The organism is Paenibacillus sp. FSL K6-1217, from assembly GCF_045040735.1.
In the GTDB taxonomy this organism is placed as follows: domain Bacteria; phylum Bacillota; class Bacilli; order Paenibacillales; family Paenibacillaceae; genus Paenibacillus_AQ.
Genome location: NZ_CP150271.1, coordinates 5,077,035 through 5,091,949 on the forward strand (window position 1 = coordinate 5,077,035; position 14,915 = coordinate 5,091,949).

A 14,915-nucleotide genomic window follows, 5' to 3' on the forward strand; every position below is an offset into this window, starting at 1 on the left:
GGAGTGGCATTCTCATGACCTCATCACCTGCTTCTGAGGGCGATCAAGAGCATTCTAAGGCTGCTCCGCAAGCAGCCCTTCCACGGGAAGGACTATTAACTCTGTTATTCAGCGTTGCTGTCGTTCTCGTTATAATGAATACTGCGATGTTCAATCTGGCCCTGCCTGATGTAACCGAGACCTTCGGCATCACAGCAGCGTCTGCCTCCTGGATTGTAACCGGGTATTCCATCATGTTCTCTATTGCCTCAATCACATACAGCCGGCTCTCGGATTTCCTGCCGATCCGCCGGCTGCTGGTTATCGGGCTGCTCACCTTAGGGCTTGCGGCTGTGGCCGGATTCTTCAGCACCAGCTTCATTTTCCTGCTGATTGTGCGTATTCTGCAAGCGTCAGGTGCGGGCGCTGTGATGTCGCTGTCCCTAGTTCTGTTCACTCGATACATTCCGCAGGCCCGACGCGGCAAAGCCATGGCGACGATCATGTCGGCCGTCTCCCTGGGACTGGGCCTGGGTCCGGTAGCCGGCGGCTCCATCGTTGAATACCTCGGCTGGACCTGGCTGTTCGCAGTCACTGCGGCCATTCTGCTGCTGGTGCCGCTGTTCCTGATCCTGCTTCCGAAGGAAGTCCCGGCCAGCGGCTCATTCGACGTCCTTGGCGGGATCTTCCTCGGCGTGGGCACCACCGGTCTGCTGCTGTTCCTGACCAGCGGACTGTGGATCGCGCTGATCGCCGGCATCGCCGCGATTGCCTTATTTGTAGGGCGTATCCGCACGACTCCTGATCCATTCGTCCTGCCTGTGCTGTTCAGCAACCGGCCCTATCTGGTACTGGCGCTGATCGGGGTTACGTCTTATCTGTGCAGCTTCGCCACCCTGTTCCTGTTGCCGCAGATTCTGACTCACCGCTTCGGCTTCAGCGCCAGCCATGCCGGGCTTGTCATCTTCCCGGGCTCGCTGCTGGCTATCTTCGTCTCCCGCATGGTCGGGCGGATGATTGACCGCTACGGCAATGCCGGAATCCTGCGCTTCGCACCGCTGCTCGTTCTGGCCGCCACCGTATTGTTCGCCTTATTCGCCGGACAATCCTGGATCGCCGTCATGCTCGTCTACATGATTATGAGCCTGTCGTTCACCGTGCTGTCGAGCAGCGTATCGAATGAAATCTCGCGTATCCTGCCTGCTTCGCAGATCGGCTCCGGCATGGGACTCTTCCAGCTGCTGCAATTCTTCAGCGGAGCCTTCAGTGTAGCGATGGCCGCCAGCGCCCTGGAATGGCAGCGCAGCTTGCCGCTTCAGGCCGCTTACTCCAACATCTACTGGGGATTATCGGCTGCGGCCATCGTGGCGATTGGCTCCGCCTTCATCTACCTGCGGGGCAGTCAGCGCAGAAGGCTGTCCGATATAGCGAAGGCGGCAGACTGCTGAAAGCTACCTTTTCCGTAACATCAATTCTTCAGTTCTATCTATTGAGCCGCAGCCCTTACCCGCATGCCAAAACACCCTGCAGCCTTCCCGGCCGCAGGGTGTTTCTAATTCCGGCAGTCCTCAGACGACCAGATATTCCGCATTTCGTTCGCATTCCGCACATTTCGCCGGCGGGTCCCAGTCCGAGAACTCCGTCTCCTTCAGATCGACTACATCTGGTGCATCCTCGTACTCGTCCACAAATTTGTCGATGGCCAGCTCTACGTGTTCCTTACAGACTACATACATTCAATCAAGCATCCCTTTCTGTGCCGCTGCGGCGTAGACTTATACTACTGTTCTACCATACTTCCCCGCAAAAAGGAACCTCCCGCCGCGCAAAACGCGCCCTTATCCCCGCCCCGTAAATTTCCGGACATCCCCGGCAATGAATCCGAGCGCCTCCTGCCAGAAATCCAGGGAATGCACATCAATATCCATCAGCTTCGCAGCGTCTGCAATGCTCCGGGTACTGGTCGCTGAGAGGAACTGTTCATAGCGGCTCACGAACGCCTGCCCCTGCTTCTGGTACTGGGCATACAGCCCCTTGGAGAACAACAGTCCGAAGGAATACGGGAAGTTCAGGAACTCATTGCCGGCCATATAGTATCCCGCCTTGCTGATCCACTGGTACGGATGAATCGAGCCCGGCAGTACGCTCTCCCCGTAAGCAGCAACCATTGACTCCAGCATCAGATCGTTTAACTCTTCCACGGACAGGGGACCGGATGATCTGCGGGCATATAACCCGCTCTCGAAGCAGTATCTGGCATAGAAATCGACAATATAATATCCCGCATCCGAGAGGCTCCGTTCCAGGATTGCGTCCGCTTCCTCCACTGGCAGTGAGTTTAAGAGTTCTACATGAATCAGACTCTCGCAAAAAATCGACGCTGTCTCCGCAATCGGCACCGGATACTCCGTGTTAACCATCGTATGTCCCGCGAGGCGACTGCTGTGATACGCATGCCCAATCTCGTGGGCCAGCACACTTACATCTATATATTGGCCGTGGAAGCTCGTAATGATCCGGCTCTCGCCAATCGGGACAATATCGACACACATCCCGAAATTCCCCTTCCCGCTGCGCGGCTCGGCATCGATCCAGCGCTGCTCGAACACCTTGCGGGCGAACCCGCCCAGCCCAGAGCTGAACCTGCTGAACCCCGCGATAATCATCGCCTGGGCCTCAGCATAGGTGATGCGGGCCGAAGATTCCAGGCCGATGGGCGCAAAAACATCCCAGAATGGCAGCTGTCCCCCTGTATACCCCAGGCGTCTCGCCTTCTCGGCATAATACTGCCGGAAGACCGGCAGGCTCTCCCGGATGGCCTGAAGCATCACCTCCAGCGTCTCCTCATCCATCCGCGCTGCTTCCAGCACCTTATGCAGCGGGGATGCATAGCCTCTCAGCACATAGACGGCCGCCGCCTCCCCGCACACGGCATTGATACAGGCGGCACTCTGCTCCGCCACGCTACGGCAGGCTTCATGCTCTGCTTCAGCCGCCGCCTGTCTTACCGCAGGATCGGGGTCATAGACGAGATTGCGCAGCTCCGCCAGTGTCACACTGCGCTTCACCCCGGCCAGCTCCATATCGCTCCGCAGTGTAGACAGCGTCCGCATGTACAGCCGCTCCCATGCCTTCGAGCCGGTGCTCTGCATCCGGGCAATCACCGCCTCCCCTTCCGCACTGAGCATATGCTGCGATTTGCCCTGTAGTCCGCGCAGATAGAAGCTATGCTGCTCCAGATAAGTGTTGGAACGGAGACTCTGTCCCAGCTCCTCGGCGCTTACCCCTGCCAGCCACTTGCTGAAGCGGACCAGAGCTTCATTCGCCCCGCTGGTCACCTCTTCCAGCTCGTCCATCAGATTGACGGCTTCCACATTATTGCTGTCCGCACTAAACCGCAGCTCCGCATAGCTGAACAGACGCAAATACAGCCGTTGATAATTATTATATTGTCTGAGGAACGCTTCCATCCGGTCAGCAGCAACCTGTCCACTAACGATCTGCGGGGCTGGCCATGTATTCAGCTCCCCGGCAAGCGTCTCCACCCGCCTGCGGTCCTGCTGAAATCCCTCCGACTCGAAGGAGGGATAGATCCGGTCCAGATTCCATGTTAATTCCATTCATTAACCTCTCCTTAACTATAGTCACAGGGAGCACCCCTTACAAGAAAATCCATTTCAGTATATCATACACGCCAAGTTAGAAGTCCACGGAAATAACAGCTATAATCAACTGTACCAGCCATTACCGATACCTGGAAAGGAGCGCCACATGGTCAATCAATCGATCACCGAAGGAGTTATACGTACACGTTCCAAGCTGCGCAGAGATCTGCTGATTTCTGTTTTTGACGAATTTGATGGCAGCATTATGAGCCTGTCCCCTGATAACCGAAGGGAAAAATACAGCAAAATGGCGCAAAGCGCCTTTTCCTTCTACCGGGGGAGCGCTTATCTGTTCTATTTTGACACGACAAGACAATACTTTCCCTACCATAGCTCGCCAAGCCGGCCTACCTGGATTCAAGGAGATCTGCATTTCGAGAACTTCGGCGCCTTCCGAAGTGAGGACGGGGCGATTGTGTATGATGTGAATGATTTTGACGAGGGGTATGTCGGGTCCTATCTGTATGATCTGCTGCGGATGGCGGTCAGTCTAGCGCTTGTCGCCAGGCAGCTTGGTCATGGTCAGGATGAACAGCACAAGCTCATCCTCAGCTATGCGGAGGCTTATTACCGGCAAATTCACCGTTTCTGTGACCACAAAGACCATCCCGGAAGCTATGTAGTGGATGAGTATACCGCCAGAGGACCCGTCCGCAAGCTGCTACGTAAGCTGGAGAAGCGCCGGCAGAGTCATTTCCTCGAGAAGGTTACCGCCCAGATGCAGACCAGCAGAGTGTTCCTGGAGACCTCGGAGCTGCTGATCCCCGGAGCTGCGGAGCAGGCACAGCTAGAGCAAGCCTGGGGCTTCTATACCCAGACAGTGGTGTCGCGCAGCCTGAACGAGGAGCATTTCCGGATCAAGGACATCGCGGTCAAACGCGGCTCGGGGACGGCTTCCATCGGACTGAACCGCTATTATATTCTTATCGAGGGCGGTATGGAGCAGGCAGGGACCGACGATACCGTCCTGGAGGCCAAAGAAGTCCGCGTTCCCGTTCCTGCCTATTTCCTGCCATATTCGGACTCCTTCTGGCAAGCCTTCGCCCATCAGGGCAAACGCGTATCCGCGACCCAGCAGGCTATGCATCACAAGGCTGATCCCTACCTTGGCTTCCTGACGGTGGATGGCCGGGAGTTCTATGTCAGAGAGCGTTCCCCGTACAAAAAAAGACTGAAGGCAGCAAGCCTCACAGATATGGATGAGTTAACCGCAGTGACCCGGCAGATGGGCAGCCTGACCGCCAAAATCCATGCCCGCGCTGATTCCGATGTCGACAAAGGTATTCTCGACTATCACAGTGAGTATGAGATCGCGAAGGCCATGGGCGATGATCCTGAGGACTTTGCCCGTTATCTTGCTGAATGGGCCTACGGCTATGCCGGACAGGTGGAGAAAGACTATGCCATGTTCGCGGACTGGGTGTCCGGGCAGTATGGTATATAAAGGTTACGGCCGTTCAAGATAGCCTGCTGCTACCCCTCAAGCAAAGAAGCCCTCTCTACCCGAAACCGGGCGGAGAGGGCTTCTTTGCTCACTATTCCTACTAGACTCAATCTATGTGAACCTATCCTTAATCACCAGGCGTTTCCTTCAAATACTGGCCCGGCCGGTCCAGCTCATATAGCCTGCGGTAGCGCGGCTGCTGCTCCATTAGCTCAGCGTGGGTGCCGCGCATCTCTACCTGGCCGTTCTCCATGAAGATCACTTCGTCCATCTGCTCGGCACCTACCAGATGATGCGTGACCCAGATCAGCGTCTTGCCGGCCATCGCCTCGAACATCGTGGCCAGCAGCTCGCGCTCCGTGCGCGGGTCAAGACCAACGGTCGGCTCATCCAGCACAACGACCGGTGTATTCTGCAGCAGAATCCGGGCCAGGGCGATCCGCTGGCGCTCCCCGCCGGAGAAGCGCTGCCCCGCCTCGCGTACCGGAGTATGATAGCCCTCCGGCAGCGAAGAGACCAGCATATCCAGCTTCGCCAGGGCTGCCGCCTGCTGGACCGCTGCCTCCGAAGCCTCCGGGTCACCGAGCCGGATATTGTTCGCCACCGTGGTGTCGAACAGATGTGGGCTCTGGTTCAGCACGGCGATGAGCTGCGGAATCCGCTCACCATAAGCCGCAGCGTCAATACCGTTAATCGTCACGGAGCCGAGGGTGGGCGCAATCACGCCCTGCACCAGCTTGAGCAGTGTCGACTTCCCGGCCCCGCTGCGGCCGATGACGGCAATCTTCCGCCCCTGCGGCAGCGTAAGGTCGAGCTCCTGAACGGAGAAGTCGTCCCCTGCCGCATAGCGGTAGCCCGCCGACTTCAGTTCAATCTGCACCTGTCCGCTGGCCTTGGCGGCCTCGGCAGCAGCAGCGGCCTGAGCTGCAGCTTCGGCATTTCTGCCTTTTGCAGCCTCAGCGAGTACACCCTCCGCCGGAGACTCCACGCCCTCCAGCCGCTCCAGTGAATTCCGGTATTGCGGAATTTTCTCCACCGCCTCGGATACGGGCAGGAAGGCATCCGCCACCGGGAAGACCACCAGCACGAACGCCGCAATCAGCGTTCCGGCAATCGCGCCTTCAGCATACTGTCCGGCCGCCCAGTATAACAGAGACAACACGGCCAGGCCCACAACTGCCTGCCCGATGAACATACGCAGCCGTGCCCAGCGCCGCAGCGAACCGTCTATACGGGCAACCGCCTGCTCGTCCGCCTCGTACGTATCGACGAATTGGCTCTGCCGCCCGCTGATCACCCAGTCGCCCAGGCCGAGCACGGCATCGGTCAGCTTTTGATACAGCCGGTTCCGCTCCTGCTTCACCTGGCGCTGACGCTTCTGGGTCAGCAGAAGAGAGATCAGCGGCAAGACGACAACCAGCACCAGCATGTAGAGTCCCATAAGCAGGGCAAAGGCCACATCGAACGTCCCCAGCGCAATCATCGCCGCTGCATAGATCAGGAGCGCAATAATGCCCGGAAAGACGGTACGAAGATACACATTCTGCAAATATTCGATATCATCGGCAAGCATCCCGAGAATATCGCCGGTGCGGAAGCGCGAGGACAGGAACAGCGCCTGCGGCTCCAGGATATTGTACAGCCGAACGCGCATCTTCGACAGGATGCGCAGAATTGTGTCATGTCCCACCAGCCGCTCGACATAGTGGATCACAGCCCGGCTGGTCCCGAAGGTGCGTACGCCGACTATCGGGACATAAATCATCAGAATATTTTCCGGCGGAATCGAAGCCTTCGAGATCAGAAAGCCTGAGGTGTACATCAGGGAGGACGCCGAGAAGACCGTCAGTGCGCCCAGCACAATGATTAACACGAACCGCCAGAAGTACGAAGAATAATAGGGAGCAAACCATCCTTCACGTTTCAATGGATTCCCTCCAATTGACTTTGAATAAGCTCATAATACACACCCCTCCGAGCGGTCAGCTCGGGGTGTGTGCCTATTTCAGCTACCCGGCCTTGCTGCATAACGACAATCAGATCCATGTCGATCATCCAGTGCAGGCGGTGAGTAGCCAGGAACACCAGCTTGCCCTCGAACAGCGGCAGCATCGTTTCCTTCAGCTCATATTCGGTCTCAATGTCCAGATGGGCCGTCGGCTCATCCAGCAGCATAACGGGGCGGCTGCTCAGCAGGGCGCGGGCCAGAGCCACACGCTGCTCCTGCCCGCCGCTGAGCGAACGGCCGCCGCCGCCGATCATTTCGTCCAAGCCTTCCGGCAGCGAGGCTACCAGCTTCGATAAGCCTGCCGATTCCAGCGCGGCAGCTACCGCTTCCTGCGTGGCTTCGGGATAATAGAACCGGACATTATCGGCCAGGGTGCCGCTGAAGATGTACGGACGCTGCGGAATATAAGCCGTCTGCTTCCGCCAATGCTCATCGGTCAGCGCACTGACACGGCTTCCATTGATCGTAAGGGTTCCCGAGGTTGGATGAAGGAAGCCGCCCAGAATATCAACGAGCGTAGATTTGCCTGCCCCGCTCTCCCCGATAATACCGATCTTGGCATATCCGCTGAACTCAAGGTCTACATCCTCAAGCGAGGCGGCTCCATCCGCTTCATATTTCACACCAACGGCATTCAGCCGCAGGCTGCTATAATTGTTCCACGTGAAAACCGTTCCCGGCAACCGTCCGCCATCCTCCGGCAACGCCCCCAGCTCTCCCGGCTCCAGCAGCTTCGCCTGGACCGTCTCACGGTCGATGATGCTCTTCATCGCTTCGCCAGCCTCCTTGCCGTCCAGTGTGGCATGGAAATCTGCACCCACCAGCCGCACCGGCAGGAAATATTCCGGTGCGAGAATCAGGATCGTCAGTCCGGTAACCAGCGTCATCTGCTCATTGACCAGACGCAGACCAAGGCTTACCGCTACCGAAGCTACAGAGAGCATAGTGAAGAAGTCCAGTGCGAAGGAAGACAGGAAGGCGACCCGCAGCGTCCGCATGGTTGCCGAGCGGTAGCGGTCACTGACCGTGGCAATACTCTCACTGTGGCTGCGGCTGCGTCCAAGAAATTTCAGCGTCTCCAGACCGCGCAGCGAATCCACGAAATGATTCGACAAGGTACGGTAAGACTTCAGCTGACGGTCCATTTGCTTGCGGGCCGTCATCCCGATCAGGATCATGAAGACGATAATAATCGGCATCGTTAAGGTAAGAATGACACCGCTGGACGTATCCAGGGTGAATACATAGACTAGCAGCAAGGCAGGCGTTACCGCCATACCGACCATCCGCGGAATAATCAGCTCCAGGTAAGTGCGGAACTTGGTTACTCCTTCAAGCACTAATGTGACCATATTTCCGGTCCCCCGGTCGCCAGCCAGCCTTGGCCCCAGCTGGAACAGCTTGTCCATCATCTGTCTCCGCATGCTGCTGCCGGTCGCTTCCGCGAAGCGGTAAGCCGCCCGGCTCATCAGCAGGGCGCAGGCATGACGCACAAGAAACGCAAGAAGGAACAAGAGCGCTCTAGCCCCTTGTTCCTTCAGCGGTTCTCCCGCAAACAGCGCAGAGACAGCTTCTGCCAGCGACTTCGCCAGCAGAAGAATGGAGAAGCTTTGCACCAGGGTAAGGAAGCCAACCAGCAGAAAGACAGGCTTAACTCCTTTGTACCCAAGCAAATTTTTATCCATTAGTATTCAAGATGCTCCTTCTCATGAACCCGTTTGTGGAAGATGAAATAACTCCAGATCTGATAACCGAGCACGAACGGCAGCAGGGTCAGCGCTACAATGGTCATTACCTTCAGCGAATATTGGCCGGAGGCCGCATTCGTAATCGTCAGGTTGAACGCCTGATCCAGCGAGCTGATCATGACCCGCGGGAACAGTCCGATGAAGATCGAAGCGACAGACAGCGCCATCACAGCCCCGGTCATTCCGAAGGCATAACCGTCCTTCTTCTTGGTCATGAAATAGCCGGCCAGCAGATATGCGGCTACACCCAGAACGACTACAATCCACAGCAGCGTTCCGCGTTTATCGAAGATATCCGTCATAGTATACGTCATTACAACGAAGGCCACCAGCAGCGCAGCCAGTGGGATCAGCAGCTTCTGGGCCAGCTTACGCGCCCGTTCCTGCAGATCTCCAAGCGTACGGAGCGTAGTGAACATCAGCCCGTGTACCAGACACAGCAGGACAACCGTTATCCCGGCAACCACCGTATAAGCATTAACGATATCGAAGAATCCGGCATACATCTGCATATCCTTGTCGATCGGCAAGCCTTTGATGAAGCTGGCGAATACCACAGCGAGCAGGAACGGCGGCAGGAAGCTGCCGAAGAAGATGCAGACATCCCATGTTTTTTGCCAAGCCTTGGAATCACGTTTGCCTCTGAATTCGAAGGCTACACCCCGGGCGATCAACGCCAGCAGAGCAAAGACAAACGGAATATAGAAGCCACTGAACAGCGTGGCATACCAATGTGGGAAGGCCGCGAACATCGCACCTGCACCCGTAATCAGCCATACCTCATTCGCATCCCAGAACGGCCCAATCGAGTTAATCAGTATCCGGCGCTCCGTATCATTCTTGGCCAGAATCTGCGTCTCCATCCCTACGCCGAAGTCGAAGCCTTCAAGGAAGAAGAACCCGACGAACAGCACTGCAATCAGCAGAAACCATAATTCATTAAGTGACATGGGTTAGCCCTCCTTGTTATACGGATCGTGGGATTCACCGTGTTCGTTGTCCATAGCATAAGGACCTTTTTTGATCACCTTGATGAACAGGCCGACCAGTACCGCACCCAATATGGCATAAATCGCGGTAAAAGAAATCACCGAGAACAGCACCTGTCCGCTCGTAATATTAGGGGACACACTGTCTTCTGTAGTCATCAGTCCGAATACCGTCCATGGCTGACGCCCGATCTCTGTCATAATCCAGCCGGCCGTGTTGGCAATCGGCGGAAGCAGCAGTCCCCAGAACATGAACCGCATGAACCATTTATTCGGTCTGTCCATCTTTTTGCGCCACATGAGGTAGATCGCATATACCCCAAACAGCATCATCAGCGTTCCGGCAGCGACCATAATCCGGAAGCTCCAGAAGGTTGTTTTGACCGGCGGGATATAATCTCCTGGCCCATAAGCCACTTCATACTCCTGCTGCAGCTCCAGCATCCCCTTGACTTCACCGGAGAATTTACTGTAGGACAGGAAGCTCAGCAGATACGGAACCTGAACTTCATTGCTGTTGGTCTGGTTGTTAACATCGATATTGGCAAACACCGTCCAAGGTGCCGGATCGCCGCTCTTGCCCCACAGCGCTTCGGAGGCGGCCATCTTCATCGGCTGTGTCTCTACAAGATATTGGGCCTGTGCATGTCCCGCAACCGCTACGCCGAAGGAAGAGATAACCCCTACAATTGCTGCAATCTCGAACGATTTCCGGAAAAAGGCAACGTCCTGCTTCTTAAGCAACTTGTAAGCACTGATCCCTGTTACGAGGAATGCGCCTGTAGCATATGCGGCAAGTACTGTATGCGGAAATTCCACCAGCAGCTGGCCGTTCGTAATCAGCGCGAAGATATCATTCATTTCAGCACGCCCGTTATTCAAGGCGAAGCCTACCGGATGCTGCATGAACGAGTTAGCCAGCAGAATCCAGAATGCGGACAGCATCGTCCCGAGGGCTACCAGCCAGATGGATACTAGATGAATCCGCTTGGATACCTTATCCCAGCCGAAGATCCAGATTCCGATGAACGTGGACTCCAGGAAGAACGCAAGCAAAGCTTCAATAGCAAGCGGAGCCCCGAACACATCACCGACAAAGCGTGAATAGTCCGACCAGTTCATTCCGAACTGGAATTCCTGCAGGATCCCTGTCACCACGCCTACTGCGAAGTTAATGAGGAACAGCTTCCCCCAGAATTGCGCCATTCTTTTGTACTCTTCATTGCCCTTTCTTACGTACATGGTCTCCATAATGGCAATTATGAGCGCAAGTCCGATCGATACTGGCACAAAGAAATAATGAAAAATTGTCGTCGACGCAAATTGTATGCGCGACAGCAGTACTGTATCCATATTTCTCCCCTTCCTTCTCCCCATTCGTTATGTCTATTTTGTCAAATTTCCCTCACCCAAAGTGTGATAATAATCACACTCCACGCCCCATTTAGGCATAAAAAACAATAAATTTGTGACAAATATCACAAATTTACGTTCAAAAGCAAAAAAAATAAGACGGTTTCACCGTCTTGAATGTATCCTGCATCTATAGTTGTCTTGGCTCATAAAGGCATTGGTCTAGGTAATGGAAATACCTTTCTTAAGCGATTTGAGATCGCCATTTGAATTAAGCAATTGCGGCAGCATCTTCATGCTACGAACCATTGGGGAATGACAGAGACGGCAGGAAGGCGCATGTTCAAATGCGAAATTATCCCTCATCCATCCATTGCAGTCCTCATTGGTACAAGCCCATATTGCGGTATTTTCTTCTGGTACTTCCTCCAAAGGCTTTTTCCGGTAGTTCATTGCCGTTCCTCCTTCCTTTATGTTGCAAGCAAGTAACGATAAAAAAAGACCGTCCCAACTTTCACAAGCGGGGACGGTATCTTCTATTAATTACAGTTTTACAACGTTTTCGGCTTGTGGTCCGCGGTTGCCTTGAACAACGTTGAATTCAACGCGTTGGCCTTCGTCCAAAGTTTTGAAGCCGTCGCCAGTGATTGCGCTGAAGTGAACGAATACGTCGCTTCCGCCTTCAACTTCGATGAAACCGAATCCTTTTTCTGCGTTGAACCATTTAACTGTACCTGTTTGCATGTGTGTTACCTCCACAAATTTAAATTAATATGTTCTTTTTATCTTCAGACAAAGAAAAAATTCACACATTGAGAAAGGTTGTAGCTTTGGTTGACAGCCCTTTTCAATGCGAGAATAAGGTATCAATTGTATGAGAGTAATTTCATGTTACCACACCTGATTAACAAAGGCAAGCTGTTCTACCCTAATTTCTCCGTTTCTTCCCTTATAAGGACTTCTTCCCAATGTAAGGGCTACCAGCAGGGTTAAATAGTAATATTTATACCCAATACTGCCATTTACCCCATTTATTTAACCTTGAAACAGCCCTGCCCTCTTCTTTTTTAGGGAAGAGGACGCCTTGAACTGTTCCCGTAATCGTGACTGCCTCTTTATTATATACGGCCATTTCCAATTTTATTCCTCAGGCTTCTCCAGAAGCTGGACCGTGGTCTGGTTCACTTCACCATTGCGGTAGAAGGTGATCTTCAGCTTATCGCCGATCTTGGTATGATCGTACAGATATTTGCGCAGCGACAGCGTGGAGATAATCGGCTTGTCGTTGAACTTCGTTATCACATCGTTAAGCTGCAGGCCTGCATCCTTCGCCGGTCCCACCGCATCGAGAACCACTACCCCGTCGGTTACTGCGGACGGAAGATTAAGCTCCTTGCGCTGGTCATCGGCCAGCGGCACATAAGGGTTGTTCAGATCCACTGAATATACGCCCAGATATGAACGGGCGATCCGGCCTTTGGAGGTAAGCTCATTGGCAGTGTCCACTACATGATTGGCTGGAATTGCAAAGCCTAATCCCTCCACGCCCGTATCGGAGATCTTCATCGTATTAATACCGATCACCTTGCCATCCAGATCCACCAGCGCGCCGCCGCTGTTGCCTTCGTTAATGGCAGCGTCCGTCTGGATCACTTCCTGTTCCCAATCGTACACGCCATCCTGGTTCAGTGACACCGGTATCGTCCGCTCTGTATAGCTGACAATGCCGGAAGTCAGCGTATCGCCCAGCCCCAGCGGATTGCCGATGGCAATGACGGTCTCGCCCAGCCGCAGCTTGGAGGAATCCCCGATCTCGGCAATCCGGTCAATTCCCTTGCCGTCAATGGAGAGCACGGCAATATCGCTTACCTTATCCGCGCCTACCAGCTCTGCCTTGTGTGTCTGGCCGTCTACTGTAACAACCTCAAGCTTGCCGGCGCCCTCAATGACATGATTATTGGTGATGATGAACGCCTTCTTATCATCCTTCTTATAGATAACTCCCGAGCCTAACGCGGATTCATCGAGAATATTAAGTTCCTTGTTGTCTTCCTTATGATTAATGATGCTCACTACCGCAGGGCGGACATGTGCAGCAGCCTGAATAATCCGGTCGAACGGATCTGCGCTGCTCGCAGCCACCTTATCCATAGCCACCGGAGCCTGGGCCCTCTCCGTGGTGAACTGTCCTGTTACCAGACTGAACAGCAGTACAGCCACTACAGCACTGCATACCGAACTGATCAGCGCGATCTGCCAGGTTGCCAGAGACCGCTTCGATTTGCGGACAGCCCACTTGCCGTCAGCATATCCGCCGGATGATTTGGAATTGCCGCTTCTGCGCCGTGACACCTTGGTTGAATAGAAATCATCATCGAATAATCCCACGTTACACTCTCTCCCCTCTATTGCCACCGCATTCAAGACCTGAACGCCAAGCAACCACGCCCGAGCTTAACCGCTATATCTCTTAGACTTCATGAAGTACTAAAAGGTTTCACTTGATTTATTCACCACATTCCAGTGGGTTCTAAGCGCAAGGGATGTCTATTATTCTAATAAGCTACTAAAAAGTTTATCAGCTTGTATCCGGAATATTTTGCAACTTAAAAGACTACAATAGGATTAGTACCGCTCTATATGATTGTATCACAGGCAGCCGCGCTGCCCACATGTTTTCTGCGTTAAATAAATGTAAATTATTCACAGCCTCACTGCAATCCAATTCACAAGGAGGACCGGACTATGGAATCTTTCTCAACAAGTAAGGATCTGGTGCAGTTTATTGGCAAGCTGGGGGACCTTAAGGATGAACATTATCAGCTGATTCTAGTTCAGCATGCCATGATTGAGCTGCTGATTGATAAAGGGCTGTTCTCCCGCCAGGAGCTGGAGCACAAGATTACCGAAGTCGACCGCCTTATGACTGGCTCACCTTATCCCATGGCGTAGGCCGGTCATAGTAGGTGTCGCAGAGCCTGAATTCACTGTCTTTGTAAAAGCAGCCCCGGTCCTCCATCGCCCCGCGCACGGACATCTTCGCCAGATCCATCATATTATGGTCTCTGCTAAGATGGGCCAGATAGGCGCGCTTGGTCCGCCCGCTCAGAATTTCGCTGAGCGCTGCGCCTGCCGCCTCATTGGACAGATGCCCCAGATCGCCGAGAATCCGCCGCTTCGTATTCCAGGGATAACGCCCCATCCTCAGCATTTCGATATCATGGTTCGACTCCAGCACAAGCACATCGGCATCCGATATGGCCGTTCTTACCTTGTCGCTGACATACCCGAGGTCTGTCGCTACACACAGCTTCTCCTTGCCGTCATAGAAATTGTAAGCTACCGGCTCCGCAGCATCGTGGGAGATGGCGAAGGATTCCACCCGCATACTGCCGAAATCCCGGTGCTGCCCGGTCTCCATAATGACCCGGTTATGCTCCTCAATCTTGCCGATCCCCTTCTCTATGGCTCCCCAGGTGTTCGAATTCGCATAGATCGGAAGATTATACTTGCGGGCCATCGCACCCAGCCCCTTAATATGATCCGAATGCTCGTGGGTCACAAGAATCCCGTCCAGCTCCGCTCCGGTCAGCTCGCGCATCGCCAGCAGCTCGTCAATCCGCTTCGCGCTCAAGCCCGCGTCGATCATAAGTGTGGTCTCGCCGTTACGCACCACTGTCACATTCCCGGTAGAACCGCTGGACAGTACTGTAAATGAAATCCCCATAT

13 protein-coding genes are annotated in these 14,915 nt (G+C 54.3%); 3 read left to right on the plus strand and 10 right to left on the minus strand.

The window, feature by feature from the left end:
* The first annotated feature begins 14 nt into the window (after window positions 1–14).
* On the plus strand, window positions 15–1,427 hold the full coding sequence (locus MHH28_RS22405) for an MFS transporter (protein WP_405105695.1): 1,413 nt from the start codon (window positions 15–17) through the stop codon (window positions 1,425–1,427).
* 120 nt (window positions 1,428–1,547) lie between these two features.
* On the opposite strand, the gene MHH28_RS22410 is transcribed toward MHH28_RS22405, so the two are convergent.
* The gene (locus MHH28_RS22410; RefSeq protein WP_063829067.1) at window positions 1,548–1,715 is read right to left on the minus strand and encodes a CxxH/CxxC protein; all 168 of its coding nucleotides are present in this window, start codon (window positions 1,713–1,715) and stop codon (window positions 1,548–1,550) included.
* Between the two features lie 102 nt (window positions 1,716–1,817).
* On the minus strand, window positions 1,818–3,599 hold the full coding sequence (locus MHH28_RS22415; RefSeq protein WP_405105698.1) for a M3 family oligoendopeptidase: 1,782 nt from the start codon (window positions 3,597–3,599) through the stop codon (window positions 1,818–1,820).
* Window positions 3,600–3,750: 151 nt separating this feature from the next.
* Here MHH28_RS22415 and MHH28_RS22420 point away from each other — a divergent pair, with 151 nt between their 5' ends.
* Window positions 3,751–5,088: a DUF2252 domain-containing protein gene (locus MHH28_RS22420; protein WP_405105700.1), complete on the plus strand. Its 1,338-nt coding sequence runs from the start codon at window positions 3,751–3,753 to the stop codon at window positions 5,086–5,088.
* A 127-nt stretch (window positions 5,089–5,215) separates the two neighbouring features.
* On the opposite strand, the gene cydC is transcribed toward MHH28_RS22420, so the two are convergent.
* The 7 genes from cydC to MHH28_RS22455 form a co-directional block, all read right to left on the minus strand.
* The gene (cydC, locus tag MHH28_RS22425) at window positions 5,216–7,015 is read right to left on the minus strand and encodes a thiol reductant ABC exporter subunit CydC (protein WP_405105701.1); all 1,800 of its coding nucleotides are present in this window, start codon (window positions 7,013–7,015) and stop codon (window positions 5,216–5,218) included.
* Window positions 7,012–8,781, minus strand: a complete 1,770-nt coding sequence (gene cydD, locus MHH28_RS22430; protein WP_405105703.1) for a thiol reductant ABC exporter subunit CydD — start codon at window positions 8,779–8,781, stop codon at window positions 7,012–7,014. Before cydD ends, cydC begins: the two co-directional genes overlap by 4 nt.
* Window positions 8,781–9,794 (minus strand): cytochrome d ubiquinol oxidase subunit II, encoded by a 1,014-nt coding sequence (gene cydB / locus MHH28_RS22435; RefSeq protein ID WP_341183198.1) that lies wholly within the window; start codon window positions 9,792–9,794, stop codon window positions 8,781–8,783. The genes cydD and cydB overlap by 1 nt, the downstream gene beginning before the upstream one ends.
* Window positions 9,795–9,797: 3 nt before the next feature.
* Window positions 9,798–11,186 carry a cytochrome ubiquinol oxidase subunit I gene (locus MHH28_RS22440; RefSeq protein ID WP_405105705.1) on the minus strand — a complete coding sequence of 463 codons (1,389 nt, stop codon included), beginning with the start codon at window positions 11,184–11,186 and terminating at the stop codon, window positions 9,798–9,800.
* Window positions 11,187–11,408: 222 nt separating this feature from the next.
* Complete coding sequence (locus MHH28_RS22445; protein WP_036699797.1) at window positions 11,409–11,639, minus strand: cold-shock protein; 231 nt, start codon at window positions 11,637–11,639, stop codon at window positions 11,409–11,411.
* Between the two features lie 90 nt (window positions 11,640–11,729).
* On the minus strand, window positions 11,730–11,930 hold the full coding sequence (locus MHH28_RS22450; protein WP_019914582.1) for a cold-shock protein: 201 nt from the start codon (window positions 11,928–11,930) through the stop codon (window positions 11,730–11,732).
* A 396-nt stretch (window positions 11,931–12,326) separates the two neighbouring features.
* Window positions 12,327–13,574: a S1C family serine protease gene (locus tag MHH28_RS22455; protein ID WP_405105713.1), complete on the minus strand. Its 1,248-nt coding sequence runs from the start codon at window positions 13,572–13,574 to the stop codon at window positions 12,327–12,329.
* A 357-nt stretch (window positions 13,575–13,931) separates the two neighbouring features.
* Between MHH28_RS22455 and MHH28_RS22460 the strand changes: the two genes are divergently transcribed.
* Window positions 13,932–14,138 (plus strand): hypothetical protein, encoded by a 207-nt coding sequence (locus MHH28_RS22460; protein WP_209879260.1) that lies wholly within the window; start codon window positions 13,932–13,934, stop codon window positions 14,136–14,138.
* On the opposite strand, the gene MHH28_RS22465 is transcribed toward MHH28_RS22460, so the two are convergent.
* On the minus strand, window positions 14,107–14,913 hold the full coding sequence (locus MHH28_RS22465; protein ID WP_036699804.1) for an MBL fold metallo-hydrolase: 807 nt from the start codon (window positions 14,911–14,913) through the stop codon (window positions 14,107–14,109). The two genes, MHH28_RS22460 and MHH28_RS22465, sit on opposite strands and share 32 nt — an antisense overlap.
* Window positions 14,914–14,915: the final 2 nt, after the last annotated feature.

Bases quoted from the DNA above. Each gene is read 5' to 3' on its own strand.
- MHH28_RS22405 (WP_405105695.1), top strand. From the start codon at position 15: ATGACCTCATCACCTGCTTCTGAGGGCGATCAAGAGCATTCTAAGGCT.
- MHH28_RS22410 (WP_063829067.1), bottom strand. From the start codon at position 1,715: ATGTATGTAGTCTGTAAGGAACACGTAGAGCTGGCCATCGACAAATTT.
- MHH28_RS22415 (WP_405105698.1), bottom strand. From the start codon at position 3,599: ATGGAATTAACATGGAATCTGGACCGGATCTATCCCTCCTTCGAGTCG.
- MHH28_RS22420 (WP_405105700.1), top strand. From the start codon at position 3,751: ATGGTCAATCAATCGATCACCGAAGGAGTTATACGTACACGTTCCAAG.
- cydD (WP_405105703.1), bottom strand. From the start codon at position 8,781: ATGGATAAAAATTTGCTTGGGTACAAAGGAGTTAAGCCTGTCTTTCTG.
- cydB (WP_341183198.1), bottom strand. From the start codon at position 9,794: ATGTCACTTAATGAATTATGGTTTCTGCTGATTGCAGTGCTGTTCGTC.
- MHH28_RS22440 (WP_405105705.1), bottom strand. From the start codon at position 11,186: ATGGATACAGTACTGCTGTCGCGCATACAATTTGCGTCGACGACAATT.
- MHH28_RS22445 (WP_036699797.1), bottom strand. From the start codon at position 11,639: ATGAACTACCGGAAAAAGCCTTTGGAGGAAGTACCAGAAGAAAATACC.
- MHH28_RS22450 (WP_019914582.1), bottom strand. From the start codon at position 11,930: ATGCAAACAGGTACAGTTAAATGGTTCAACGCAGAAAAAGGATTCGGT.
- MHH28_RS22460 (WP_209879260.1), top strand. From the start codon at position 13,932: ATGGAATCTTTCTCAACAAGTAAGGATCTGGTGCAGTTTATTGGCAAG.
- MHH28_RS22465 (WP_036699804.1), bottom strand. From the start codon at position 14,913: ATGGGGATTTCATTTACAGTACTGTCCAGCGGTTCTACCGGGAATGTG.